22 protein-coding genes are annotated in these 22,030 nt (G+C 65.7%); 15 read left to right on the forward strand and 7 right to left on the reverse strand.

Annotation, left to right across the window (positions count from 1 at the left end; genetic code table 11):
• The first annotated feature begins 188 nt into the window (after window positions 1-188).
• Together Q0L48_RS14285 and Q0L48_RS14290 are read left to right on the forward strand one after the other, a co-directional pair.
• Window positions 189-398: a DUF465 domain-containing protein gene (locus Q0L48_RS14285; RefSeq protein WP_296722062.1), complete on the forward strand. Its 210-nt coding sequence runs from the start codon at window positions 189-191 to the stop codon at window positions 396-398.
• Window positions 399-577: 179 nt separating this feature from the next.
• Entirely contained in the window at window positions 578-1,048 is a 471-nt protein-coding gene (locus Q0L48_RS14290; RefSeq protein WP_296722063.1) for a DUF1465 family protein, read from the forward strand.
• 6 nt (window positions 1,049-1,054) lie between these two features.
• Here Q0L48_RS14290 and glpK read toward each other — a convergent pair whose 3' ends face one another.
• The gene (gene glpK, locus Q0L48_RS14295) at window positions 1,055-2,527 is read right to left on the reverse strand and encodes a glycerol kinase GlpK (protein ID WP_296722065.1); all 1,473 of its coding nucleotides are present in this window, start codon (window positions 2,525-2,527) and stop codon (window positions 1,055-1,057) included.
• Window positions 2,528-2,770: 243 nt separating this feature from the next.
• Here glpK and Q0L48_RS14300 point away from each other — a divergent pair, with 243 nt between their 5' ends.
• The 3 genes from Q0L48_RS14300 to Q0L48_RS14310 all read left to right on the forward strand — a co-directional run bounded on the left by Q0L48_RS14300 (window position 2,771) and on the right by Q0L48_RS14310 (window position 4,949).
• A complete protein-coding gene (locus Q0L48_RS14300; protein WP_296722066.1) occupies window positions 2,771-3,649 on the forward strand; it encodes an MBL fold metallo-hydrolase in 879 nt (292 codons plus the stop codon).
• 51 nt (window positions 3,650-3,700) lie between these two features.
• Window positions 3,701-4,702 carry a quinolinate synthase NadA gene (gene nadA / locus Q0L48_RS14305; protein WP_296722068.1) on the forward strand — a complete coding sequence of 334 codons (1,002 nt, stop codon included), beginning with the start codon at window positions 3,701-3,703 and terminating at the stop codon, window positions 4,700-4,702.
• 61 nt (window positions 4,703-4,763) lie between these two features.
• Window positions 4,764-4,949 carry a hypothetical protein gene (locus Q0L48_RS14310; protein ID WP_296722070.1) on the forward strand — a complete coding sequence of 62 codons (186 nt, stop codon included), beginning with the start codon at window positions 4,764-4,766 and terminating at the stop codon, window positions 4,947-4,949.
• A gap of 34 nt (window positions 4,950-4,983) precedes the next feature.
• On the opposite strand, the gene Q0L48_RS14315 is transcribed toward Q0L48_RS14310, so the two are convergent.
• Window positions 4,984-5,253 carry a GIY-YIG nuclease family protein gene (locus tag Q0L48_RS14315; RefSeq protein WP_296722072.1) on the reverse strand — a complete coding sequence of 90 codons (270 nt, stop codon included), beginning with the start codon at window positions 5,251-5,253 and terminating at the stop codon, window positions 4,984-4,986.
• 123 nt (window positions 5,254-5,376) lie between these two features.
• Here Q0L48_RS14315 and Q0L48_RS14320 point away from each other — a divergent pair, with 123 nt between their 5' ends.
• The gene (locus Q0L48_RS14320) at window positions 5,377-6,726 is read left to right on the forward strand and encodes a DUF2254 domain-containing protein (RefSeq protein ID WP_296722073.1); all 1,350 of its coding nucleotides are present in this window, start codon (window positions 5,377-5,379) and stop codon (window positions 6,724-6,726) included.
• Here the strand turns inward: Q0L48_RS14320 and Q0L48_RS14325 are convergent.
• Window positions 6,723-7,637, reverse strand: coding sequence for a DMT family transporter (locus Q0L48_RS14325; protein ID WP_296722075.1), 915 nt, complete (start codon window positions 7,635-7,637; stop codon window positions 6,723-6,725). The two genes, Q0L48_RS14320 and Q0L48_RS14325, sit on opposite strands and share 4 nt — an antisense overlap.
• A gap of 70 nt (window positions 7,638-7,707) precedes the next feature.
• On the opposite strand from Q0L48_RS14325, the gene Q0L48_RS14330 reads away from it, so the two are divergent.
• Window positions 7,708-8,820 carry an alkene reductase gene (locus Q0L48_RS14330; protein ID WP_296722076.1) on the forward strand — a complete coding sequence of 371 codons (1,113 nt, stop codon included), beginning with the start codon at window positions 7,708-7,710 and terminating at the stop codon, window positions 8,818-8,820.
• Here the strand turns inward: Q0L48_RS14330 and Q0L48_RS14335 are convergent, their stop codons facing one another.
• Both Q0L48_RS14335 and lipB read right to left on the reverse strand, forming a co-directional pair.
• Window positions 8,821-9,132 (reverse strand): hypothetical protein, encoded by a 312-nt coding sequence (locus Q0L48_RS14335; protein ID WP_296722078.1) that lies wholly within the window; start codon window positions 9,130-9,132, stop codon window positions 8,821-8,823.
• Window positions 9,129-9,818, reverse strand: a complete 690-nt coding sequence (gene lipB / locus Q0L48_RS14340) for a lipoyl(octanoyl) transferase LipB (RefSeq protein WP_296722079.1) — start codon at window positions 9,816-9,818, stop codon at window positions 9,129-9,131. The genes Q0L48_RS14335 and lipB overlap by 4 nt, the downstream gene beginning before the upstream one ends.
• 84 nt (window positions 9,819-9,902) lie before the next feature.
• On the opposite strand from lipB, the gene Q0L48_RS14345 reads away from it, so the two are divergent.
• The 3 genes from Q0L48_RS14345 to Q0L48_RS14355 all read left to right on the forward strand — a co-directional run bounded on the left by Q0L48_RS14345 (window position 9,903) and on the right by Q0L48_RS14355 (window position 14,496).
• Entirely contained in the window at window positions 9,903-10,754 is an 852-nt protein-coding gene (locus tag Q0L48_RS14345; RefSeq protein WP_296722081.1) for a glycerophosphoryl diester phosphodiesterase membrane domain-containing protein, read from the forward strand.
• 21 nt (window positions 10,755-10,775) lie between these two features.
• Window positions 10,776-12,158: an MFS transporter gene (locus tag Q0L48_RS14350; protein WP_296722082.1), complete on the forward strand. Its 1,383-nt coding sequence runs from the start codon at window positions 10,776-10,778 to the stop codon at window positions 12,156-12,158.
• Between the two features lie 169 nt (window positions 12,159-12,327).
• Complete coding sequence (locus tag Q0L48_RS14355) at window positions 12,328-14,496, forward strand: TonB-dependent receptor (protein ID WP_296722083.1); 2,169 nt, start codon at window positions 12,328-12,330, stop codon at window positions 14,494-14,496.
• Between the two features lie 6 nt (window positions 14,497-14,502).
• Here Q0L48_RS14355 and Q0L48_RS14360 read toward each other — a convergent pair whose 3' ends face one another.
• Window positions 14,503-15,060: a (2Fe-2S)-binding protein gene (locus Q0L48_RS14360; protein WP_296722085.1), complete on the reverse strand. Its 558-nt coding sequence runs from the start codon at window positions 15,058-15,060 to the stop codon at window positions 14,503-14,505.
• Between the two features lie 215 nt (window positions 15,061-15,275).
• Window positions 15,276-16,040, reverse strand: coding sequence for a class II aldolase/adducin family protein (locus tag Q0L48_RS14365; protein WP_296722086.1), 765 nt, complete (start codon window positions 16,038-16,040; stop codon window positions 15,276-15,278).
• Window positions 16,041-16,141: 101 nt separating this feature from the next.
• On the opposite strand from Q0L48_RS14365, the gene Q0L48_RS14370 reads away from it, so the two are divergent.
• From Q0L48_RS14370 to cheB, 5 genes are read left to right on the forward strand one after another with little or no spacing between them, the layout of a single operon-like run.
• Window positions 16,142-17,527, forward strand: a complete 1,386-nt coding sequence (locus Q0L48_RS14370; RefSeq protein WP_296722088.1) for an MATE family efflux transporter — start codon at window positions 16,142-16,144, stop codon at window positions 17,525-17,527.
• Between the two features lie 53 nt (window positions 17,528-17,580).
• Window positions 17,581-20,034: a chemotaxis protein CheA gene (locus tag Q0L48_RS14375; protein ID WP_296722089.1), complete on the forward strand. Its 2,454-nt coding sequence runs from the start codon at window positions 17,581-17,583 to the stop codon at window positions 20,032-20,034.
• Window positions 20,031-20,483: a chemotaxis protein CheW gene (locus tag Q0L48_RS14380; RefSeq protein ID WP_296722091.1), complete on the forward strand. Its 453-nt coding sequence runs from the start codon at window positions 20,031-20,033 to the stop codon at window positions 20,481-20,483. The genes Q0L48_RS14375 and Q0L48_RS14380 overlap by 4 nt, the downstream gene beginning before the upstream one ends.
• A 55-nt stretch (window positions 20,484-20,538) precedes the next feature.
• Window positions 20,539-20,904, forward strand: a complete 366-nt coding sequence (locus Q0L48_RS14385; protein ID WP_296722093.1) for a PleD family two-component system response regulator — start codon at window positions 20,539-20,541, stop codon at window positions 20,902-20,904.
• A gap of 50 nt (window positions 20,905-20,954) precedes the next feature.
• Window positions 20,955-22,022, forward strand: a complete 1,068-nt coding sequence (gene cheB, locus Q0L48_RS14390) for a chemotaxis-specific protein-glutamate methyltransferase CheB (RefSeq protein ID WP_296722094.1) — start codon at window positions 20,955-20,957, stop codon at window positions 22,020-22,022.
• The last annotated feature ends 8 nt before the right edge of the window (window positions 22,023-22,030 follow it).

A 22,030-nucleotide genomic window follows, 5' to 3' on the forward strand; every position in this document is an offset into this window, starting at 1 on the left:
CCCTACCTCTTCGTAAATCGCTATATCCGCATCAGGCTGCGACGGGCCGAAAGCCGCTGCAGATTACAAACGCGGCGCAAAAAAGGATGCGGCATCTTATCGAATCGCGCGGGAACGCGTAGCGCCGCCGGGCGTCTTGCGGACGCCGGGGGTCGTATGGGCCGAGACATCAGGGGAATGAGCCAGGCATGACCGAGCAGGAGCTCCGCAAAAACCTCGAACTGCTGCGGACCGAGCATCGCGATCTCGATGCCGCAATTGCCGCCCTGACCGAGGCCGCACGCGGCAGCGCGTCCGCCGACCAGTTGCAGATCGCCCGCCTCAAGAAGCGCAAGCTGCGCCTCAAGGACCAGATCGCGATCATCGAGGATACGCTGCTGCCGGATATCATCGCGTAGTTTGTCTCTAGTCGTGCTGGCGCACGACGCAGACCTTCCGCCACCGAAGGTGGCCGCCGACAAAGATGGTTAGCAAAAGCGCAATTCTGTGCCCGGGAGGGACAGAAGCAAAAATTACTTGGAAAGTAACCATAGGCGAGTGGCGGGCGCGGTGTGTGCAGCCTATCCTGCGCCCACGAATGTCCCGGACCACCAATCTATCCCGCCCGATTATCGAGGCGCTCTACACCGAAGCACTGGTGCTTGCCGACGAGGTGCGCGCGGTGTTCGCCGCCGGCACGCGCGGGCCGCAGATCGGCGAGGACACTTATGTCCGCCTTGCGCTGTCGACCGAGGGGCTGAAGACCACCACCCGCATGATGCATGTGCTGGCGTGGCTGCTGAACCAGCGCGCGCTGTTTCAGGGGGAACTGAGCGAAAATCAGGTGCGGTTGCACGGCGCGCTGCCGCCCGATCGCGGGTCGGACGAATGCCAGCTGGCTTTGCTGGAACCCGAAACCCGCGAGTTGATCGCCGATACCGAACGGCTGCACCAACGTATCGCCCGGCTGGACGAGGCGTGGCGCCAGCATTTCGCCATGACCTCCCCCGTCCGCGCGTTTCAGGATCGTATCGGGCGTGAATTCGGGCGCGTCAGGGATATCGGCTAGACCAGCCTAGGCGGCGGCAAGCGCTTTGCGCCAGCGCGCCAGCCGTTCCTCGCGAATATCGGCGGTCATGCCCGGCTCGAACCGGGCCAGTTCGCCGCGCATCGCGCGTGCTGCTTCATCCAGGCTGTCGTAAACCCCTGCGCCGGTTGCCGCCAGCATCGCCGCGCCCAATGCCGTGGTCTCGACAAACCCCGGCCGCTCGACCGTGATCCCCAGCATGTCGGCGAGATCCTGCGCCATCCAGTCATTCGCCGACATGCCGCCATCGATCCGCAGCGTCTTCCACGGCGCGCCGTCGGCAGAGAAAGCGGCGCACAGATCATGCGTCTGGTGCGCCATCGCCTCCAGCGCCGCGCGCGCCAGTTCGGCCTTGCCGCTGGCGAAGCTGAGCCCCGCAATCACCCCGCGCGCATCGGCCTGCCAGTGCGGCGCGCCCAGCCCCGCGAGTGCGGGCACGATCACCACCCCGCCGCTATCGGAGATCGAGCGGGCGAGCGCCTCGGTCTCCTCTGCGACATCGACGATGCCGAGCGAATCCCTCAGCCACTGCACCAGACTGCCTGCCACGAACACCGATCCTTCGATGGCATAGGTGCGGGCGCCGTCGATCTGGGTCAGCACCGTGCCGAGCAGCCGATTGGTCGAACGCGGAATGCGCGCGCCCTGACAGGTCAGAACGAACGCGCCGGTGCCATAGGTCGCCTTGGTCTGCCCCGGCGCAAGGCACCCCTGCCCGATGGTCGCCGCCTGCTGATCGCCCGCCATCCCGGTGATCGGGATCGCGCAGCCGAACAGCGAAGGATCGGTCATGGCGAGCGGCCCGGCCATGTCGGTCACGCCCGGCAGCGCGGACAGCGGCACGCCGAGCAGATCGCACAGCCCTTCATCGAACTGCGCATCCTCCAGCCCCATCAACAACGTGCGGCTGGCATTGCTGGCGTCCGAGATATGCGCCGCACCGCCGGTAAGCTTGAACACCAGCCAGCTTTCGACCGTGCCGAACGCAAGCGTGCCCTTGTCAGCCGCGCGGCGCACCTCCGGCACATTGTCGAGCATCCAGCGCATCTTGGTGCCGGCGAAATAGGGGTCGAGCAGCAGGCCGGTGCGTTGCTGCACCCCATCCTCGTGCCCCGCTTCGCGCATCGCAGCGCACAAAGGCTCGGTGCGGCGGTCCTGCCACACGATTGCCCGCGTCAACGGCTCGCCGGTGACACGGTCCCAAGCCACCACGGTTTCGCGCTGGTTGGTAATGCCGAGCCCGGCGATCATGGCCGCACCGCCCGCCTTGGGGATCACCTCCAGCGCGCAGGCCAGCGTCTTGTCCCAGATCTCGCGCGGGTCGTGTTCGACCCATCCGGCCTGCGGATAGTGCTGGGTCAGCGGTGCCTGCGCGCTGGCAACCAGCATCCCGTCGCTGGCGAACAGCATCGCGCGGGTGGAGGTGGTGCCTTCATCGAGGACGAGAATGTAGTCGGACATATTTGTGCGCTACCACTTCCTTGCTTGAGCGCGCGAAGACGTGCGCTACCACTTCCTTGCTTGAGCGCGCGAAGACGTGCGCTACCGCTTCCTTGCTTGAGCGCGCGAAGACGTGCGCTACCGCTTCCTTGCTTGAGCGCGCGGAGACTTGCGCTACCGCTTCGCTGCTTGAGCGCGGGGCGGGGCACCCCGGCTCCTCTCTCGGACGTGACTTCTGCCACGCTCATCTCCATATGCAAGGCCATGGTCACGATCCCTCCCCAACCCTGGCCCACCGGCCTTGCCGAAGCGGTAGAGCCGCTGGTGCGCCGCGTGCTCGCCCCCAATCCCTCGCCCTACACCTTCACCGGCACGCAGACCTATGTGGTCGGCCCGGACGACGGGCCGGACTGCGCGGTGATCGATCCCGGCCCCAATGATGCGGCGCATATCGATGCGATCATGGCGGCGGTAGACGGGCGCACAGTGGTGGCGATCATGTGCACCCACACCCACCGCGACCACTCGCCCGCCGCCGCGCCGCTATCCGATATCACCGGCGCGCCGATCGTCGGCTGCGCGCCGCTGGTGCTGTCCACCGACCTGCCGCGCTCGGACGAAAGCTTCGACACCACCTATGCCCCTGATCGCGTGCTGGAGGATGGCGAAGCGATGCGCGGCACCGGCTGGACGCTGACCGCGGTCGCCACACCGGGGCATACCTCGAACCACCTGTGCTTCGCGCTGGAGGAAAGCGGCGCGCTGTTCACCGGCGATCATGTGATGGGCTGGTCGACCAGTGTGGTCGTGCCGCCCGATGGCGACATGGGCGATTACATGGCGAGCCTGGAAAAGCTGATGGCGCGCGAGGATGTGCGCTATCATTCGGCCCACGGCGCGGCGATCGAGAAACCGCGCCAGCTGGTGCGCGGCATGATCGGCCACCGCCGCCAGCGCGAGAACCAGATCATTCGCCTGCTGGGCGAGCGCCCGCGGCCCGTCAGCGGCTTTATCCCGGACATGTACAAGGGGTTGGACCCGCGCCTGATCGGAGCGGCGGAAATGAGCGTGACGGCGCATCTGATCGATCTGGAGCGGCGCGGGATGGCGGCGCGTGACGCCGAGGTGTGGCGGGTGGCGTAACCGCTCGCCTGCACCTATATCGCCTGCAACGTTTACGACCGGGATCAGAACATGAGCACCATCACCAAAGTCCCCACCGGCACCGATTTGCTGGCCGAGATCGACCGTTTGCGCAAAGAGCGCAACGCGGTGATCCTCGCGCATTATTACCAGACGCCGGATATTCAGGACATTGCCGATTTCGTGGGCGACAGCCTCGAATTGTCGCGCAAGGCGGCGGCGACCGATGCCGATGTGATCGCGTTCTGCGGGGTCAAGTTCATGGCCGACACCGCCAAGATCCTCAGCCCTCAGAAAACCGTGATCCTGCCCGACATGGACGCCGGATGCAGCCTTGAGGATTCCTGCCCGCCGGAAAAATTCCGCGCCTTTCGCGAAGCCCATCCCGATCACATCGCGCTGACCTACATCAATTGTTCGACCGAGGTGAAGGCGCTCAGCGACGTGATCGTCACCAGTTCCAGCGCCGAAATCATTCTCGCCCAGATCCCGCCCGAACAGAAGATCATCTTTGGCCCCGACCGGCACCTTGGCGGATACCTCAGCCGCAAGTTCAACCGCGAAATGCTGCTGTGGCCGGGCGTGTGCATCGTCCACGAGGCGTTCAGCGAGACCGAGCTGCTGAAGCTGAAAGAGCAATACCCCGGCGCGCCCGTCGCCGCGCACCCGGAATGCCCGCCGACGATCATCGATCACGCCGATTTCGTCGGCTCGACCAGCGGCATCCTCGCCTTCGCCAAGGATTTCGAAGGCGACACCCTGATCGTCGCGACCGAGCCGCACATCATCCACCAGATGGAAAAGGCGCTGCCGAACAAGAACTTCATCGGCGCGCCCGGCGCGGACGGCAACTGTTCGTGCAACATCTGCCCCTACATGGCGCTCAACACGATGGAGAAGCTCTACGTCGCGCTGCGCGATCTGACCCCGCAGATCGAGATCGAGGAAGGCATGCGCCTGCGCGCGAAGCGCAGCCTCGACCGGATGCTCGACATGGCGAGCGGGACTGTAGGCATGGGGGACTTGGGGAAGGTCCACTTCAGCGGGGATTGAGGCTTCGCAGCCTTAGGGAAGGCAAAAAGTGCGTGCGGTTCTGACCCCGTAAAGCGGGGGCATGAACAAGCACGAAGCCGCAATCGCCCTCGCTCTGATCAAGGTAAACCGCCCATGGCTAGCGGTGCTTTTCGCCTTGATGGCGAAGCTGCCTTGGCGATCCTTCATCGGTTTTGGCTCAGTAACCGCCCTAGGTGCCAGCGTTAGCTGGCATGACGTGGAGCGGGTCTTGGCCTTGCTCTGCTAATTCGTCACCCCAGCGAAAGCTGGGGCCTCGGGCGTCAGGCGAGCAGTTTGAGGTAGAGATCATCCCAACCCGGATTCTGCGCCTCGATCGCCTCGATCTTCCACATTCGCCGCCAAGCCTTCATCGCCTTCTCGCGAGCAATTGCTTCTTCGATCGAGGGATAGTGTTCGACAAAGACGAGCCGCTTGCACTTGTAGCGAGAGGTGAAGGCCCCGCCCTTGCCCTCACGGTGCTGCGTAACCCGACGAGCGATGTCGCTGGTCACGCCGAGATAAAGCACGCCGTAGCGCTTGTTGGTCATCATGTAGACATGGCCGCCGCGTTCCCTTCAGGAGGTTTGGCACAATTCCGCCCCAAGCCCCAGCTTTGGTCGGGCCGATGATCGTCTAGGCTTGCCCCCTGCCTGCCATTCGCGCATTCCCTCCCCATGAACGCCAACCTTCGCTTCAACTGGGCGCGGCTGACCGCGAATTACTGGTTCTATCCGGCGCTGTTCTCGATCCTCGGGGCTGTGCTGGCGATGGCGATGATCGCGGTCGACAGCAGCGGCGTGGCGGGCGCGCTGGGCAAGGCCGAATGGTTCCTGCCTGCCCGGCCGCAGGGTGCGCTCACCATGCTGTCGATCATGGCCGGCAGCATGATCGCGGTCGCCGCCACGGTGTTTTCGATCACCATTGCCGCGGTCGCCTACGCCAGCGGCAATTACGGCCCGCGCCTGCTCACCAATTTCATGGAAGATCGCGGCAACCAGCTCAGCCTCGCGACGCTGATCGGCAGTTTCGTCTATGCCGTGGTGGTGCTGCGTGCAGTGCGCGGCGAGGACGAGACCGCCGCCTTCGTCGGAGCGGTCGTCGATAGTGCGGGCAGCGGCTCGGATGCGTTGCCGGGCTTTGTCCCGCAGGTCTCGCTCGCCGTCGCCTATGGCCTCACCGCGCTGTGCGTGGCGGTGCTGGTGTTCTTCCTGCATCACATCCCATCGTCGATCCGCATCAATATCGTGCTCGAAGGGATCGGGCGGCGGTTGCTGCGGCTCATCCGCGAAACCTATCCGCAGGAAGGCGAATTCCGCGAACCGCACGAACCGCGCGGCGGTCAGCCGGCCCACGCCTGGTCGGCGGGCTATGTGCAGCTCATCGATTTCGAAACGCTCATCAAGGCCGCGCGCAAGGCAGATTGCGTGTTTTCGCTGCGGGTGCGGACTGGCGATTTCGTCCATCGCGGGCTGGCGCTGATGGATATCTCCGGCCACGAGCCAGAGGCGCTCGATGAACTGTTGCACGACGCCTTCACCATCGGCCCGGTGCGAACGCCCGAACAGGACCCGCAATTCCTGATCGATGAACGGGTCGAGATCGCTTTGCGGGCACTATCGCCGGGCATCAATGATCCCTTCACTGCGATCAACGCGCTGCACTGGCTGAGCGCGGCGACTGCCGAGATTGCGCGGCGCAACCTGCGCAAACAGGTGCTGCGCGATGAAGACGATGGCGCCGATGGCGACCAGCCGGTGATCCCGCTCGCGGACACCTTTGCCCATTACGTCAATCGCGGCTTTGGCGGGATACGTGGCGCCGCCGCTACCAGCCCGATTGCCGCGCAGGTCATGCTGGAGTCACTGGAAAACGCCGCCGCGCCGATCACCGACATGACCCGGCGCGGGATCCTGCGCGAACATGGCCACCTGCTGGGCGAACAGGCGCGGCTGGCGCTGCAAGGCCCGGATCTGGCGCTGGTGGAAGACCGGCTGGCGGCGTTCGAGCGCTTCTTCGCGCCCTAACGCGCCCGCGCCCGGCTGACCGCCAGCGCAGCCGCCACCAGCACCATGCCGAGGATGTCGAGCGCGCTCAACACCTCGCCGAACGCCAGCCAGCCATAGAGCGAGGCGACCGCCGGCTGAGTCAGCAGCGCCAGCCCGATCACCAGCGGCGGGAAGTATTTGAGCGAATAGACCATCAGCCCCTGCCCGATCAGCTGACTGCCGATGAACAGACCCACTATCGGCCCCCAGTCGCCCGGCCATACCGGCTCCCCCAGCGCGAGCGCGATGGCGAGCAGCACCGGGCAGCCGAACAGGCTCACCCACGCCAGCAGGCTCCATGATCCGAATGCGCCGCGCGCGCCCTGCAGGGTCAGCAGATAGACCGCATAGAGCAGTCCGGCGGCGAGGCAGAACAGATCGCCGATCAGCGTCGCGGTGGAAATTTCCAGGCTGCGCCCCATCAGGATCGCCGCGCCCGTCAGTGCAAAGATGATCGCCAGCCATTCAAGCCGCTTGGGCAGCACCCGGTGCGCGATGAACACCCAGAACAACAGCACGATCGACCCGGCATTGCCGAACAATACCGCATTGCCGAGCCGGGTCATGCCGATGCCGATATGCCAGCTGGCGAGATCGAGCGCGAAGGTCACCGCGCCCAGCGCCACCAGCGCCAGCGTCTTGCCGCTCATTCCGGTTAGCCGCTGGCCGTTCGCCCGCGCCAATAACACCAAAAACGGCAGCGCCAGCAGCAGCCGCCAGAACCCGGCGGAAACCGGGCCGGTATCGGCCATCCGCACGAACCACGGCCCCAGCGCCAGCGCGACATTGCCGCCGAGCAAGCCCGCCAGCAGCAACCATGCCGCCGGGCGCCCAGATGGCTCCGGGGGCTTACGGACAAGTTCTGCTTGGGGCCCGCCCGCATTTTCCATCCTTGCGCCTTAGCCTTGGCGGGGCCAAGTGGATAGCCAATCGAAACTGGTTCGAAAGGATTACCCACACATGCACGATGTCTTGTTTCAACCGCTCAAAATGGGCGCGCTTCACGCAAAGAACCGCATTCACATGGCGCCGCTCACCCGCGGACGCGCTGCCGATCCGATGTTCACCCCCAACGAACTGATGGCGACTTATTACCGCCAGCGTGCGGGCGCAGGCATGATCCTGACCGAAGCGACCGGCATCAGCCGCGAAGGGTTGGGCTGGCCGTCGGCTCCCGGCATCTGGTCGGACGAGCAGACCGAAGCGTGGAAGGCCACCACCGCGGCCGTGCATGAAGAAGGCGGGCTGATCGTGATGCAGCTGTGGCACATGGGGCGGATCGTCCATCCGGTGTTCCTCGACGGCAACCCGCCGGTCTCCGCCAGCGCCACCACCGCGCCGGGCGAAGCGCACACCCCCACCGGCAAGCAACCCTATGCCGAAGCGCGGGCGATGACCCACGATGACATCCAGCGCACGATTGGCGACTACCGCCGGGCAGCCGAAAACGCCAAAAAGGCAGGCTTTGACGGGGTGCAGCTGCACGGCGCGAACGGCTATCTGATCGACCAGTTCCTGCGCGACAAGACCAACCTGCGCACCGACGAATATGGCGGCAGCCCCGAAAACCGCACCCGCTTCATGCGCGAAGTGCTCGAAGCATTGATCGACGTGTGGGGCGCGGACCGCGTCGGCATCCGCCTGTCGCCCAATGGCGATTCGCAAGGCACCGATGACAGCGATCCGGCAGCAACCTTCGGCGCGGCGGCCAAGGTGTGCGAGGAACTCGGCCTCGCCTTCGTCGAACTGCGCGAACCTGGCCCCGAGGGCACCTTCGGCCGGACCGATGTGCCCAAGCAGAGCCCGCTGATCCGCCAGATCTACACCGGCCCGCTGATCCTCAATTCGGATTATACAGCCGAAGAAGCCGTGGCCGATGTGACCAGCGGCAAGTGCGATGCGGTCAGCTTTGGCCGGCCGTATATCTCCAACCCCGACCTCGAAACGCGGATCGCGGCGGGCGCGCACTGGAACCCGAACAAGGACGTGCCCAAGAGCTGGTACTTCCCGATTCCCGAAGGCTACATCGATTACCCGACGCTGGCAGAAGAACAGGCCGTCGCCGCCGAATAACTACTCGGCGATTGCAGGCGCATCGGGGGTCGGGGCGGCGGGCGGCGCTGCTTCGGCCCCTTCGCTTGTGCCCGCGTCTTCACCATCCGCCGCGTCTGCCGCCGTATCGTCGGACGCACCCGGCGCGGCGCTTTGGCGCGGCATCAGCGGGGATTCCGAACCCAGTTGTTCGAGCGGGATCATGTCGTCGCTGATCGATCCGCCCAGCACTTCGCCCGCCGCCTCGCCGCCCTGTTCGGTGGCAGGCGCAGCGGCATCTTCGGTGCAGGCGGCGGCCAGCAGGGCCAGGCACAGGATTGTAGAGCGTTTCATCGGCACGCTCTTTTCGCTGCGGCGTCCAGCGCGTCAAGGAAATCATTGCTGGTGGCGATCAGGGCTTCGTCCCATTGCTCGGCCGAAACGCTCAGCCCCAGCCGCGCCATGCTGGTGACGCCGTATTCGGCGATGCCGCAAGGCACGATGCCGCCGAAATGCGCCAGATCGGGATCGAGATTGACCGAAAAGCCGTGCATCGTCACCCATCGCCGCACGCGCACACCGATTGCGCCGATCTTGGCCTCGGCGCCGTCGATATCGCGCGTCCAGATGCCCACCCGGCCCTCTGCCCTCCAGCTTTCGACCCCGAAGCGCGCGAGCGTGGCGATCACCCAGCCTTCAATCGCGTGGACGAAGCAGCGCACGTCCTTGCCGCGCCGGTTCAGATCGAGCACCAGATAGCCGACCCGCTGGCCCGGCCCGTGGTAGGTGTAGCGTCCGCCGCGTCCGGCTGCGACCACATCGAAGCGCGGATCGACCAGTTCGGCCGGATCGGCGCTGGTGCCGGCGGTGTAGACCGGCGGGTGTTCGAGCAGCCAGATCAGCTCGCTCTCCGCCCCCTCCGCCACCGCCTGATTGCGGGCCTCCATCGCGGCGAGCGCTTGCGCATACGGCACCGGCGCGCTGTCGCGGCGCCATTCGATGGCGGCGAGCGGTTCGGTGTGGGGAGCAGTGCTTGCCATGCCGCTTCGGTGGGGGCATTGAGCGCGCTTATCAAGAGGCGATTGCGCATCGCCGCCGCAGCTTCAGGGATCGAAAGCAGGACCATGGCAAAACGCAAGCTGGATATGGGCAAGGCATGGACGCAGACGACCGGCCTGATCGGGGCCAACCGCGACACCATTTCGGCACTGGCCGGGCTGTTCTTCTTCCTGCCATCCTTTGCTGCGGGGCTGCTTGCGCCCGAGATGATCAACCCGCCGCCGCCCGAAACCCCGGCGGGCGGTGATCCGCAGGCCGCGATGCAGGCGATGATGGACCAGATGACCGCGGTCTACGCCGACAACTGGCCGCTGTTCCTGATCATCACCATTGCCGGTTTCGTCGGATCGATGAGCCTGCTCGCGCTGCTCAGCGACCGTGGCAATCCGACGGTGGGCGAGGCGTTGAACAAGGGGTTGAGAAGCATCCCTTCCTATATCGCCGCGCAATTGCTCAGCGCGCTTGCGGCGGGCCTTGCAATCGGCCTTCCCTTCGGTCTGATCGCAGCCTTCACTCCGCCTGCCATTACCGTGCTGGCGACCTTGGTGCTGATTATCCTGATGGTCTATCTGATCATCAAGTTTTCGCTGATCGCGCCGGTGGTGGCGATCGACGAGGTGCGCAATCCCTTCAGCGCCATCGCCCGTTCGTGGCGGCTGACCAAGGGCAACAGCCTGCGCATCCTGCTGTTCCTGTTGCTGCTGCTGATTACCATCGCGATCATCGGCGGGCTGGTGGCGGCCGTGCTGACGCTGGTGCTGTCCGCTTTCGGCGGCGCGGTGGCGAGCATCGGCTCCGGGCTGGTGAACGCGCTGGTCAATACCGTGGTGAGCGTCATCTTCCTCGTCGTCATCGCCGCGATCCACCGCCAACTGGCAGGCGCTTCGCCCGAGCGGCTGGCCGAAACCTTCGAATAGCGCGCCTGCGCAAGCGTTGAGATGGCCGACACCGATCCCGATCTGAGTAGAGCGCCGGCAGCAGCCCCGGCCGGGCGGGCGATCCCGCCATCGCGCATGGCGCTGCTGTTCACGGTCATGCTGGTGACAGCGGCGGGCAACACCGCGATGCAATCGGTGATGCCTTCGATCGGCACCGCTTTGGGCGTTGCCGACGTGTGGATCAGCCTGGCCTATAGCTGGTCGGCGCTGCTGTGGGTCGTTTGCGCCCCGTTCTGGGCAAGACGCTCGGACAAGCGTGGGCGCAAGGCGATGATGGCGCTGGGGCTGGTCGGCTTCATCCTTTCGATGCTGCTATGCGGGCTGGCGCTGTATGCCGGATTGTCGGGCTGGCTTTCGGCCTTCTGGGCGCTGATCGCCTTTGCGGCGGCACGCAGTCTTTACGGCGGGTTCGGCAGCGCCGCGCCGCCCGCGGTGCAGGCCTATGTCGCATCACGCACCCCGCGTGCGACACGCACGCAGGCGCTTTCGCTGATCGCATCGAGCTTCGGACTGGGCACCGTGATCGGCCCCGCGCTGGCGCCGTTGATGGTGCTACCGTTTCTGGGGTTCGGCCTCACCGGACCGTTCATCTGCTTTGCCCTGATTGGCGTCGTGGCACTGGTGCTGCTGCGTCTGCGCCTGCCGAACGACGAGCCGCAATTCGCCGCGCGAGGTCAGGCAACGGCCTATGCGAGCGGATCGGGCGCGCCGAGCGATCCGCAGACCACCCTCGATCCGGAAGAAGGCGGAGAACCGAAGGAAGGCGCGGAACCGCCGCGCCTGGGCTGGTTCGATCCGCGACTGCGTCCTTGGGTGTTCGCCGGGTTCTTCGGCGGTCATGCACAGGCAATGGTGCTGGGGATTTCAGGCTTCCTCGTGCTCGACCGGCTGGGGCTGCGCGACACCCCGGCAGAAGGCGCCGGGCCGGTCGGGCTGGTGCTGATGAGCGGCGCGATCGCGACCCTGCTGGCACAATGGGGGCTGATCCCGCGCTTCGACCTCGGCCCGCGCGCTGCGACCTTGTGGGGGATTGCGACGGCGGCGCTCGGCACCGCAGTGCTGGCCGTGGCGGGCGATCTGCACCTGATCGCGCTAGGTTATGCCATCGCGTCGCTGGGCTTCGGCCTGTTCCGTCCCGGCACCACGGCGGGAACTTCGCTGGCGGTGACGCGCGCCGAGCAGGGGCAGGCGTCGGGCATTGTCGCCAGCCTTGCCGGGGCGAGTTACATCTACGCCCCGGCGCTGGGCGTGTGGCTGTACGGCCGTTCGGACTGGCTCGGCTTTGGCCTCATAATCGCGCTGTGTGCCGCAGTGCTGGCGCATGGCTGGTTCGCGCTGCAACCCGATGCGGCCCTGACTGCGGAGCGCGAAACCTTCGAGTAGCCGGGCGGCAACACCGCCCATTCGCCAGCGCTCCGTCGAGCACCGGCGGAGCAACGCCAAGCGGCACAAATGCCACAGTTTCATGATTATCAGCCTCGGCATCCGACAGGACTTGCAGATGCGAGTAAGTTGCAATAGCGCGCCGCAACCTACTGACGAAAGGCACTCCATGATTCTCCCGATCGCGCGCACCGCACTGCTGCTGGGCTGCGCCTCCATCGCTTTCCCCGCCTTCGCCGAAACCGCTGCCGAAGCGTCGGCCGCCGCAGACGCTGCTGAAGGGGCTACCGACGCAAGTGATGCTGCCGGGCCACAGATCGTGGTCACCGGCGGCGTGCTCTATTCCAATCGGCTCAACGCGCTCAAGACGCCCACGCCGGTCATCGACGTGCCGCAGTCGCTCAGCATCGTCACCGCCGATCAGATCGTGCGTCAGGGCTTCGACAGCATCGGCGATATCGTCGCCTACACTCCCGGTGTCACCAATTCGCAGGGCGAAGGCCACCGCGATTCCGTGGTGTTTCGCGGGGTCCGCTCGACCGCCGATTTCTTCGTCGACGGGGTGCGCGACGATGTGGAATATTACCGCGGGCTCTACAATCTCGAACAGGTCGAAATCCTGCGCGGGCCGAATGCCTTGCTGTTCGGGCGCGGCGGCACCGGAGGCATCCTCAACCGCGTGACCAAGAAGGGCGTCGTGGGCGAGACCTTCGTCGGGGTGCGCGCATCGGCCGGCAGCATCGGCGCCTACGACATCTGGGCCGACGTGAACCTCGCCACCGGCGACAACGCGGCGCTGCGGATCAATGCCGCTTACGAGCATCTGGACAACCACCGCGACCTGTTCGACGGCGAGCAGTTCAGCGTGAACCCCACCTTCCGCGCCGAACTGGGCAGCACCACCACGGTCGACCTGTCCTACGAATACCTCAACCACGAACGCTTCATCGATCGCGGCATTCCCAGCGACGATAATGGCGATCCGGCGCGGTTCCTGCAACGCATCACCTTCGGCGATCCGGCCAACAACTTCGCCACTTTCGAGGCGCACGTGCTGCGCGGGACGATCCAGCACAGCTTTGCCGAGAGCCTGAAGGGCAATTTCACCGCGTCCTACGGTGATTACGACAAGGTCTATTCGAACGTCTTCCCGGTCGGATACAACCCCGCCGACAACGAGGTATCGATCGATGGCTACATCGATTCGGGCAAGCGGCAGAACCTTGTCCTGTCGGGCAATCTGATCGGCGAACTCGACACCGGCGGGGTCGGGCACACGCTGATCCTCGGCGGCGAGTATATCGAAACCAGCAACGACAATACCCGCTTCAACGCGGTGTTCGATACCGCCGTCGCCGATGGGCGCCGTGCGGATGTCGAGATCTTCCCGGCGGTGCGTCCCTTCCCGCTGCGCGGCGGAGTCGGCACGCTGGCCGATGGGCGCACCACAAATTTCGGCTTCACCGCGCTCAACGACGATACCGAAGCCGACCTCACCGTTTTGTCGGCCTATATCCAGGACGAGATCAAGGTGGCCGAATGGCTGCGCGTGGTGCTCGGCGCGCGGTTCGACAGCTTCGAGATCACCGTACTCGACAACCGCACTGGCACAGTGCGCACCCGCAAGGACGAAGAGATCACCCCGCGCCTAGGCCTGATCGTCAAGCCGCAGGAGAACCTGTCGCTTTACACCAGCTATTCCGAAACCTTCCTGCCGCGCTCGGGCGATCAGTTCGCCGATATCAACCCGCCTGCCGATGCGCTGGATCCAGATACGTTCTCCAACCTCGAAGCCGGGGTGAAGTGGGATATCCGCCCCGGCCTCGCGCTGACTGGCGCGGTGTTCCAGATCGAGCAGTCGTCGCCGCAGGTGTCGGACGCCAATCCCGATACGCTCGACGTGGTCGATTCCAAGATCCGCGGGTTCGAAGCCCAGTTGCAGGGGCAGGTCACCGACAACTGGTTCCTGTCGGCAGGCTATTCCTATCTCGACGGCGAACAGCAAGGCCGCACCGGGCCGACCGGTCGGCGGCTTCGCGAACTGCCCGAGCATATGTTCTCGATCTGGAACAATTTCCAGGCGACCGACCAACTGGGCTTCGGCCTTGGCCTGACTGCGCAGGACGACAGTTTTGCCGATAATGGCAACACCGCAACGCTGCCCGCCTATGCGCGGGTCGACATGGCGGTGTTTTACGACGTCAGCGACAATCTGCGCGTGCAGGTCAATGTCGAGAACCTGCTTGACGAACTGTACTTCCCTACCGCCCATTCGGCCAACGAACTGACCGTAGCCCCGCCGCTCAACGCGCGGCTCACGATCAGCGGGCGGTTCTGACGAAGGCTAGCGGGCGTCGTCCATTTCGGATGGCGCCCGCAGCGCGGGGACAGCCTTGGCCGCGTCTTCGGCGCTGATGCCCGGCGCGGGCGCGGCGCTGATGCGCTCCTGTCGCTGCGCCACCCGGCCGGCCTGTTCGACCGCGCTTACCAGCCGGGGATAGACTCCGCAGCGGCACATGTTCGGGATTGCGCCTTCGATCTCCTCGCGGCTCGGCGAAGGGTTGCGCTGGATCAGCGCCGCCGCCGCGATGACGATGCCGGGGGTGCAGTACCCGCACTGGATCGCCTGCTGCGCCACCATCGCCTGCTGCACCGGATGCGACCGGTCGCGCGACAGCCCTTCGATGGTGGTGATGATCCGTCCCTCGGCCTCGGCCAAGGTGATCTTGCATGATCGCAGCGCGACCCCGTCGACCAGCACCATGCAGGCGCCGCCGCATTCGCCGCCGCCACACGCCTTGGTGCCGGTGAGGTTCATCGCCTCACGCAGCGCGTAAAGCAGCGGCATCCGGGGATCGAGATCGAACTCCACCGGCCGTTCGTTAACGGTCATGCGGGACATGATTGCCTCCCGTCCTGCCCCGTCTGGCGTTCAGCCGGCGGCCTGTAGGAGACACATGAGACACTGTCCAGGAACCGAAAACCGGCCCCCGCACTGGCCCCTGCATTATTGCGGCCACACGGGGGGTGAGTGATACAGGTCATACCGCCACGCCTGACAGCTTCATCGCCGGTAGGAAACAGGCCGCACGCGTCCGGCGCAAAGCGGGCACCGGCTTATTGCCGCCAGCTATCGTCGATTTTGTCGACCCGGCGCGTCCATGCCGCAAAGTCGAACATGCCGGCGCCGCCCTGCCCGCTCATCACCGACAGATCGCGTTGATGCACGTCGACCACTTCTTGCGGGACAAGGGTCGGATTGCCCATGCCCAGCGTCGCCACCTGAATCTCGCAGGCGCGCTGCAAGGCCCACATCTTGACGAACATCCCCTGGATGGTGCGGTCCATCACCACCGGGCCGTGGTTGCGCAGCATCAGGATGGTGTGATTGCCGAGGTTCTGCACCAGCCGCTCGCCTTCTTCCGCGCGCACGGTGATGCCTTCGAAATCGTGATAGCCGATCTGCCCCTGGAAATTGCAGGCGTAGAAATTGGTCGGCAGCAGCCCGTCCTTGTGGCTGCACACCGCCATCGTCGCGGTGGTGTGAACGTGGCAGATCGCATCCGCCTTTTCGCCCAGATGCTTGTGGAAATGGGCGTGCTGGGTGAAGCCCGCCTTGTTCACCATATAGGGCGACCCGCCGACATTATTGCCTTCGACATCGATCTTGACGAGATTGCTGGCGGTTACTTCCGAATACAGCAGGCCGAACGGGTTGATGAGGAAGGTATCCTCCTCCCCCGGCACCTTCAGCGAGATGTGGTTGTAGATCGATTCCGACCAGCCGAGATGATCGAAGATGCGGTAACAGGCGGCCAGATCCAGCCGTGCCTGCCATTCTTCCTTGCTGCATTCGATTGTCGGTTTGAGCTGGGTTGCCATGACGTGTTCTCTCCTCGCGTCGCGTCGCGCTTTGGTCGCATTATCGCGGCGCGGGGAATGCTTTGCAAGCGGTGCGCTGTCCCGCTACGCCTTGCAGTCAGATGAGCGCGTCCGATCAAAGCCTTCCCAGACTGGTCAACGGCAGCATTCCGGGGCACCTCGTCAGCCAGACGCTGCCGATGGTGATCGGCGTGGCGGCGATCATGTCGATCGGGCTGGTGGACGCCTATTTCATCGGCCAGCTGGGCAGCGATGCGCTGGCGGCGATATCCTTTATCTTCCCCGTCTCGGTAGCGATCACATCGCTGGGTGTCGGCATCATGGTCGGGATCAATTCGGTGGTCGCCCGCGCATTGGGCGAAGGTGATCACGAACGCGCGGCGCGGCGGGCCAATTTCGGGATCGTGTTCGCCGCCGCCTGCGGGATCGCCATGGCAACGATGCTGTGGTTCGGGATCGATCCGATCTTCACAGCGATGAACGCGCCGGCCGATCTGATGCCGGTGATCCGCACCTATATGCAGCCCTATGCCATCGGCTTTCCGCTGATCCTTGTCATCATGGGCTTCAACGGGGTGCTGCGCGGACAGGGCGAGGCGCGGCGCACCAGCACCATCAGCATCGCCTATGCGGCCGCCAACTGGGTGCTCGATCCGCTGCTTATCACCGGCGCTTTCGGCATCGAGGGTTACGGCATGGCAGGCGCGGCCTATGCCACGGTGATCGGCTGGGCCATCGGGGTAGCGGTGGCGATCTGGCTGACGCGGACGACGTCGCTGCCGCTCGATCTTTCGCTGCTGCGCAATTGCAGCCTGATCGATCCGGCCAAGGCGATCATCCGGGTCGGCCTGCCCGCCGCCTTCTCCAATGCCATCAACCCGCTCGGCCTCTCGATCCTCACCGCGCTGGTCGCGCTGGAAGGCGAGGCGGCGGTGGCGGGCTTCGGCGCGGCGGGCCGGTTGCAAAGCTTCGTGATCGTGCCGCTGCTCGGGTTGTCGGGCGCGATCGGGGCAATCGTCGGCCAGAACTGGGGCGCGCGCCGGTATGACCGTTCGCGTGAGGCGGCGCTATGGGCGGCGGGATTCTGCGTGGTGTGGGGCCTGTTCGTCGCCATTGCGATGGTGCTGGCGGGCGAAAGCTTCGCGCGGCTGTTCACCGACGATCCGGCTGTCGTCGCCGAATTCGCGCTCTATCTCGAAATCGCGGCCTGGGGCTATGCCGGGTTCGGGCTGCTGATCGTCGGCAACGGCATCATGAACGCGGTCGACAAGGCAGGCTATGCGCTGGTGCAGTCGGTGGGCCGGGTGTTTCTGGTGATGCTGCCGGTCGCGCTGATATTGCAGCCCGGCATGGGCAGCGCGGCGATCTACACTGCGGAACTCGCCGCCAATGTGTTCGGCGCGGTGACAGCGGTGCTGCTGGTGCGCCATATCTTCACCCGGCAGGCTTCGGCCCCGGCGCACGGGGCAGGCCGCGCTAGGTCTTAATTAACCAACCCTGCCGCATAGCGTGTCCCGCAAGACAAAAGGGCGCGCACCTGATGGACGATCTGCTGGCGGATTTCATCGCCGAGACCCGCGAAATGCTGGAGGCTTCCGGCGGCGAAATCGTCGCTTGGGAGGCCGATCCGGACGACCGCACGCGGATCGATGCGATCTTCCGCTTTGTCCATACGGTGAAGGGCAATTGCGGCTTCTTCGATTTTCCGCGCCTCGCCCGCCTCAGCCATGCCGCCGAAGACGCGTTGGCCGATTGCCGCGCCGGTCGGCGTGAGCCGGACCAGCGCCTTGTCACAGCGGTGCTCGCCATTATCGACCGGATCGCCCAGATGATCGACGCGATCGAAGCGGGCGAAGACTTCCCCGAAGGCGGCGACGAAGCTCTGATCGACGCGGTCAATGGCCCGGGTGAAGCAACCGCCGATGCAGCGCCGGGTGCGGCAGATGCAGGCGCAGATCCCCTACTCCATGCCCCCGCCAGCGCGCTGCTGGAACGGGCGGATGATTTCATCAGCCCTGCCGTCCGCCGCGCCGATGCCGCCGGGCAGCGCACCATCCGCCTGCCGGTCGAACTGCTCGACCGGGTGATGAGCGGCGTTTCGGATATGGTGCTGGCCCGCAACGATCTTGCCCACCGGCTGCGACAGGCGGGCAACCAGCCCACAATTGACGGCCCGTTCGAACGGTTGACCGCGATCCTTTCCGACGTGCGCGACGCCATCACCCGGATGCGGATGCAACGGATCGAGACGCTGCTGAGCGTCCTGCCCCGGCTGGTGCGCGATCTCAGCGCCGACCTCGGCAAGCAGGTGATGGTCGATTGCGACGGCGGCGACGTGGAGCTCGACCGCGAGATGATCGAGACGATCCGCGATCCGCTGACCCACCTGATCCGCAACGCCATCGACCACGGGATCGAGCCGCCGTCCGCGCGGCTTGCGGGCGGCAAGCGCGAGATTGGCCTGATCGCCATCGCCGCGCGCCAATCGGGCAATACCATCGGGATCGTCATCAGCGATGACGGACGCGGGCTGGACGAGGAGCGAATCGCGGCCAAGGCGATCGCCAACGGCCTCATCAGCGCCGCCGAACGCGCTGCGATGAGCCGCGACAAGATTCTGAACCTGATCTTCGAACCCGGCCTGTCCACCGCCGAAACCGTCAGCAATGTCTCGGGCCGCGGAGTCGGTCTCGATGTGGTGCGCCAGAACCTCGAAAAGGTCGGCGGCAGCATCAAGGTATCGAGCCAGCCGGGCGAAGGCACGCACTTCACCATGCAGATCCCGCTGACGCTCAGCATCATCGCCGGGCTGACGGTCGAAGTCGGCGGGCAGCGCTTCGCGATCCCGCAGGGCTATGTCGAGGAAATCGTCCAGGCCACTGCCGGTGCGCTCGATTTCACCCGCATGGGCGAGACCGCGCTGGTCACCTTCCGCGGCAACCGCATCCCCTGCCTGATGCTGGACGAGGTGCTCGGGCTGGAACACCCCGACATCACCGCACGCGACTTCACGCTGGTGCTGCTGCGGCTGGCGAGCGGCGATCTGTTCGCGCTGGCGGTCGATCATATTCACAGCCACGGCGATCTGGTGGTCAAGCCGCTGGCGCCTGCGGTGATGAAGTCCGGGCTGTATGCCGGATCGACCCTGCTCGACGATGGCCAGCCGGTGCTGCTGCTGGATGTCACCAATATCGCCGCGCACCACGATCTGGTCTCGGACGGGCGCGCGCGGGTGCTTCAGCCGCCGGAGGAGGACACGGCTGCTGCAACCGCCGCTGCGGCACGGGCGATGCTGTTTACCGATTTCGCCGGACGCCGGTCGGCCGTGCGGCTCGAACTGGTGCAGCGCATCGAGACCACGCCGACTGCCGCGATCGACCGCTCCGGCGCGCGCGCGCGGGTGGTGATCGATGGGTTGATCCTGCCGCTGGTGGGCCTGCCCGACGCACCGCTTGACCGCGACAAACTGCGCCTGCTGCGCCTCAGCGACGGAACCTGCGAACTGCTCCACGCGGTGCGCGAGGTGAAGGACGCGATCCTGCTGACCGAAGCGCTCACCCCGGTGCCCGAAGATCCGCTGGTGGAGGCGCTGACGCTGGTCGATGGCGAGCCGGTGGCGCTGATCGACGCGCACGAACTTTTCGCCCGCCACGGCAAGCCGCCCGAGGCCGCTCCCGGAATGCGTCCGCGCTGCACCCTGCCCGACAGCGAATGGGCACGCACCATCCTTGCCCCGCTGGTGATCTCGGCCGGGTACGAAGTCGTGCCTGCCGGGATGGCCAGACCGGGCGATCTCGAGATCATGTTCGAGGACATGTTCGAAGTCGCCGAAGCGCTCGGCCGCCCGCCAGCCGGGCCGGTGATCCGCCTGCGCGACCACCCCGATGATTCGCAGGGCGGCAGCGCCACCATCTATCGTTATGACCGCGAAGCCTTGTTCGCCGCGCTCACTGCGGTGCGCCATGCCCGCGTTGCAGGAGGGCCCCGCGCATGAGCGAACTGCTGGTCATCATCCAGATCGCCGGACGCCGCTGCGCGCTCGGCGCGCATGATGTGAAGTCGGTGATCGAACTCGGCAGCATCACGCCGGTGCCGCGCACGCCCGATTTCGTCGCCGGAATCACCGCGCTGCGCAGCCAGTCGCTGACGGTAATCGATTGCCGCAGCGCGCTCGGCTTCGATACTGCGCAATGGCCCACCGATGATCGCGCGGCGGTGGTTGCCTGCGGCGGGCATTCCTATGCGCTGATGGTCGACGGGATCGAGGATATCACCACCGCCGCCGGCGTTCCGGGGCAGATTCCCGGCGGCTTCGGCCCCGAATGGTCGCGCATCGCCACCGGCATGATCGAGACCATGACCGGCCCTGCCTTGCTGATCGATCTGGCCGCCCTGATCGCCGGTCCCGAAAGCCCGCGCGGCGATATCGAGGTTGCGGCTTAATGCAAAACTTACCCAATCTTCCTAGGTTCAGACCGGGTCCAACGCAGGAAATGCCATGAAAACGTGCCTGATCGTCGATGATTCGCGGGTGATCCGCAAGGTTTCGCGGCACATACTCGAAACGCTCGGCTTCACTGTCGACGAGGCGGAGAACGGCAAGACCGCGCTCGATGCCTGCGGGACGGCAATGCCCGACGTGGTTCTGCTCGACTGGAACATGCCGGTGATGACAGGCATCGAATTCCTCGTCCACCTGCGCAAGCATCCCGGCGGAGACAGACCCAAGGTGGTGTTCTGCACTACCGAGAACGACGTGGCGCATATTCGCGAAGCGATCGAAGCCGGCGCGGACGAATATGTGATGAAGCCGTTCGATCACGAAACTCTCCAGATCAAGCTGCAGCTCGTCGGCTTCGCGTGAGCCCTGCGGCCCGCCCATTTCCCGCGACTGCGGGGCGCAGCACGGCCAGCATGGCCAAGGCGATCCGGGTGATGATCGTCGACGATTCGCTGACGGTGCGCACGGTCTTCAAACGGATGGTGGAAAGCGATCCGGCGCTGATCGTCGCGGGCACCGCCAGCAGCGCCGAACGCGCCATCGCCCAACTCGCCGCCGAACCGGCCGACGTGGTGCTGCTCGATCTCGAAATGCCCGGCATGGGCGGACTGGATGCCCTGCCCGCGATCCTGGCCACTACGGCCAGCCCGCAAGTGCTGGTGGTATCATCGCTGACCGTGGACGGGGCCGAACATACCATGGCCGCGCTCCAGATGGGGGCTGCCGATACCCTGCTGAAACCGCGCCCCGGCGGCTTCAACGAAGATTACCGCGCACAATTGCTCGGCAAGATCCGCGCGCTTGGTGCGCGCTCGGTCGAGGCTGCGGCCAAGGGAACCGGCCCGACCGAACGCTCTTTCGTGCGCCCTGCCTCCTCTCCGCGCATGCGCCGGATGGATGTGATCGCCATCGGCGCATCGACTGGCGGAATTCACGCGATGGGCCTGCTGCTGCGCTCGCTGCGGTCGGAATGCGACTGGCCGATCCTCATCACCCAGCACCTGCCTGCATCCTTCATCCCGGTATTTGCCCGGCAGGTCGAAAGCGCCTGCGGTCGCCCGGCCGATATCGCCGAGGATGGAACCGCAATCCGCGCCGGACGCATTCTCGTCGCCCCCGGACATGGCCACATGCTGGTGCGCCGCACGGGCGACCGGCTGGTCACGCGCATCTGCTCGGAACCCAGCGCCAGCGGTTGCCTGCCGTCGGTCGACCCGATGCTGTCCAGCCTTGCCGCTGCCTGCGAAGGGCGCGCGCTGGGGGTGATCCTGTCGGGCATGGGCCGCGACGGGCTGGAAGGCGCGCGCGAACTGGTGGCTGCGGGCGGCACGATCTACGCGCAGGATGCAACCAGCAGCGCAGTGTGGGGCATGCCTGGGGCGGTCGCCAAGGCGGGCCTCGCCAGCCTGATCGCAACACCCGAACAGATCGGCGAAGCGATCATGGCGCAGGCCAGCGCACCGCTGTTGCGGCAAGGTTGAGGCGCGCA

The organism is Erythrobacter sp. (assembly GCF_024305245.1).
Lineage (GTDB): Bacteria > Pseudomonadota > Alphaproteobacteria > Sphingomonadales > Sphingomonadaceae > Erythrobacter.

Excerpts from the sequence above, each read along its gene's own strand:
- Q0L48_RS14330 (WP_296722076.1), top strand. The coding sequence starts at position 7,708 with ATGCACGATGTCTTGTTTCAACCGCTCAAAATGGGCGCGCTTCACGCA.
- Q0L48_RS14335 (WP_296722078.1), bottom strand. The coding sequence starts at position 9,132 with ATGAAACGCTCTACAATCCTGTGCCTGGCCCTGCTGGCCGCCGCCTGC.
- cheB (WP_296722094.1), top strand. The coding sequence starts at position 20,955 with ATGGCCAAGGCGATCCGGGTGATGATCGTCGACGATTCGCTGACGGTG.
- Q0L48_RS14345 (WP_296722081.1), top strand. The coding sequence starts at position 9,903 with ATGGCAAAACGCAAGCTGGATATGGGCAAGGCATGGACGCAGACGACC.
- Q0L48_RS14365 (WP_296722086.1), bottom strand. The coding sequence starts at position 16,040 with ATGGCAACCCAGCTCAAACCGACAATCGAATGCAGCAAGGAAGAATGG.
- Q0L48_RS14320 (WP_296722073.1), top strand. The coding sequence starts at position 5,377 with ATGAACGCCAACCTTCGCTTCAACTGGGCGCGGCTGACCGCGAATTAC.
- Q0L48_RS14360 (WP_296722085.1), bottom strand. The coding sequence starts at position 15,060 with ATGTCCCGCATGACCGTTAACGAACGGCCGGTGGAGTTCGATCTCGAT.
- Q0L48_RS14285 (WP_296722062.1), top strand. The coding sequence starts at position 189 with ATGACCGAGCAGGAGCTCCGCAAAAACCTCGAACTGCTGCGGACCGAG.
- Q0L48_RS14300 (WP_296722066.1), top strand. The coding sequence starts at position 2,771 with ATGGTCACGATCCCTCCCCAACCCTGGCCCACCGGCCTTGCCGAAGCG.
- nadA (WP_296722068.1), top strand. The coding sequence starts at position 3,701 with ATGAGCACCATCACCAAAGTCCCCACCGGCACCGATTTGCTGGCCGAG.
- glpK (WP_296722065.1), bottom strand. The coding sequence starts at position 2,527 with ATGTCCGACTACATTCTCGTCCTCGATGAAGGCACCACCTCCACCCGC.
- Q0L48_RS14375 (WP_296722089.1), top strand. The coding sequence starts at position 17,581 with ATGGACGATCTGCTGGCGGATTTCATCGCCGAGACCCGCGAAATGCTG.
- Q0L48_RS14380 (WP_296722091.1), top strand. The coding sequence starts at position 20,031 with ATGAGCGAACTGCTGGTCATCATCCAGATCGCCGGACGCCGCTGCGCG.
- Q0L48_RS14355 (WP_296722083.1), top strand. The coding sequence starts at position 12,328 with ATGATTCTCCCGATCGCGCGCACCGCACTGCTGCTGGGCTGCGCCTCC.
- lipB (WP_296722079.1), bottom strand. The coding sequence starts at position 9,818 with ATGGCAAGCACTGCTCCCCACACCGAACCGCTCGCCGCCATCGAATGG.
- Q0L48_RS14315 (WP_296722072.1), bottom strand. The coding sequence starts at position 5,253 with ATGATGACCAACAAGCGCTACGGCGTGCTTTATCTCGGCGTGACCAGC.
- Q0L48_RS14385 (WP_296722093.1), top strand. The coding sequence starts at position 20,539 with ATGAAAACGTGCCTGATCGTCGATGATTCGCGGGTGATCCGCAAGGTT.
- Q0L48_RS14350 (WP_296722082.1), top strand. The coding sequence starts at position 10,776 with ATGGCCGACACCGATCCCGATCTGAGTAGAGCGCCGGCAGCAGCCCCG.
- Q0L48_RS14290 (WP_296722063.1), top strand. The coding sequence starts at position 578 with ATGTCCCGGACCACCAATCTATCCCGCCCGATTATCGAGGCGCTCTAC.
- Q0L48_RS14325 (WP_296722075.1), bottom strand. The coding sequence starts at position 7,637 with ATGGAAAATGCGGGCGGGCCCCAAGCAGAACTTGTCCGTAAGCCCCCG.
- Q0L48_RS14310 (WP_296722070.1), top strand. The coding sequence starts at position 4,764 with ATGAACAAGCACGAAGCCGCAATCGCCCTCGCTCTGATCAAGGTAAAC.
- Q0L48_RS14370 (WP_296722088.1), top strand. The coding sequence starts at position 16,142 with ATGAGCGCGTCCGATCAAAGCCTTCCCAGACTGGTCAACGGCAGCATT.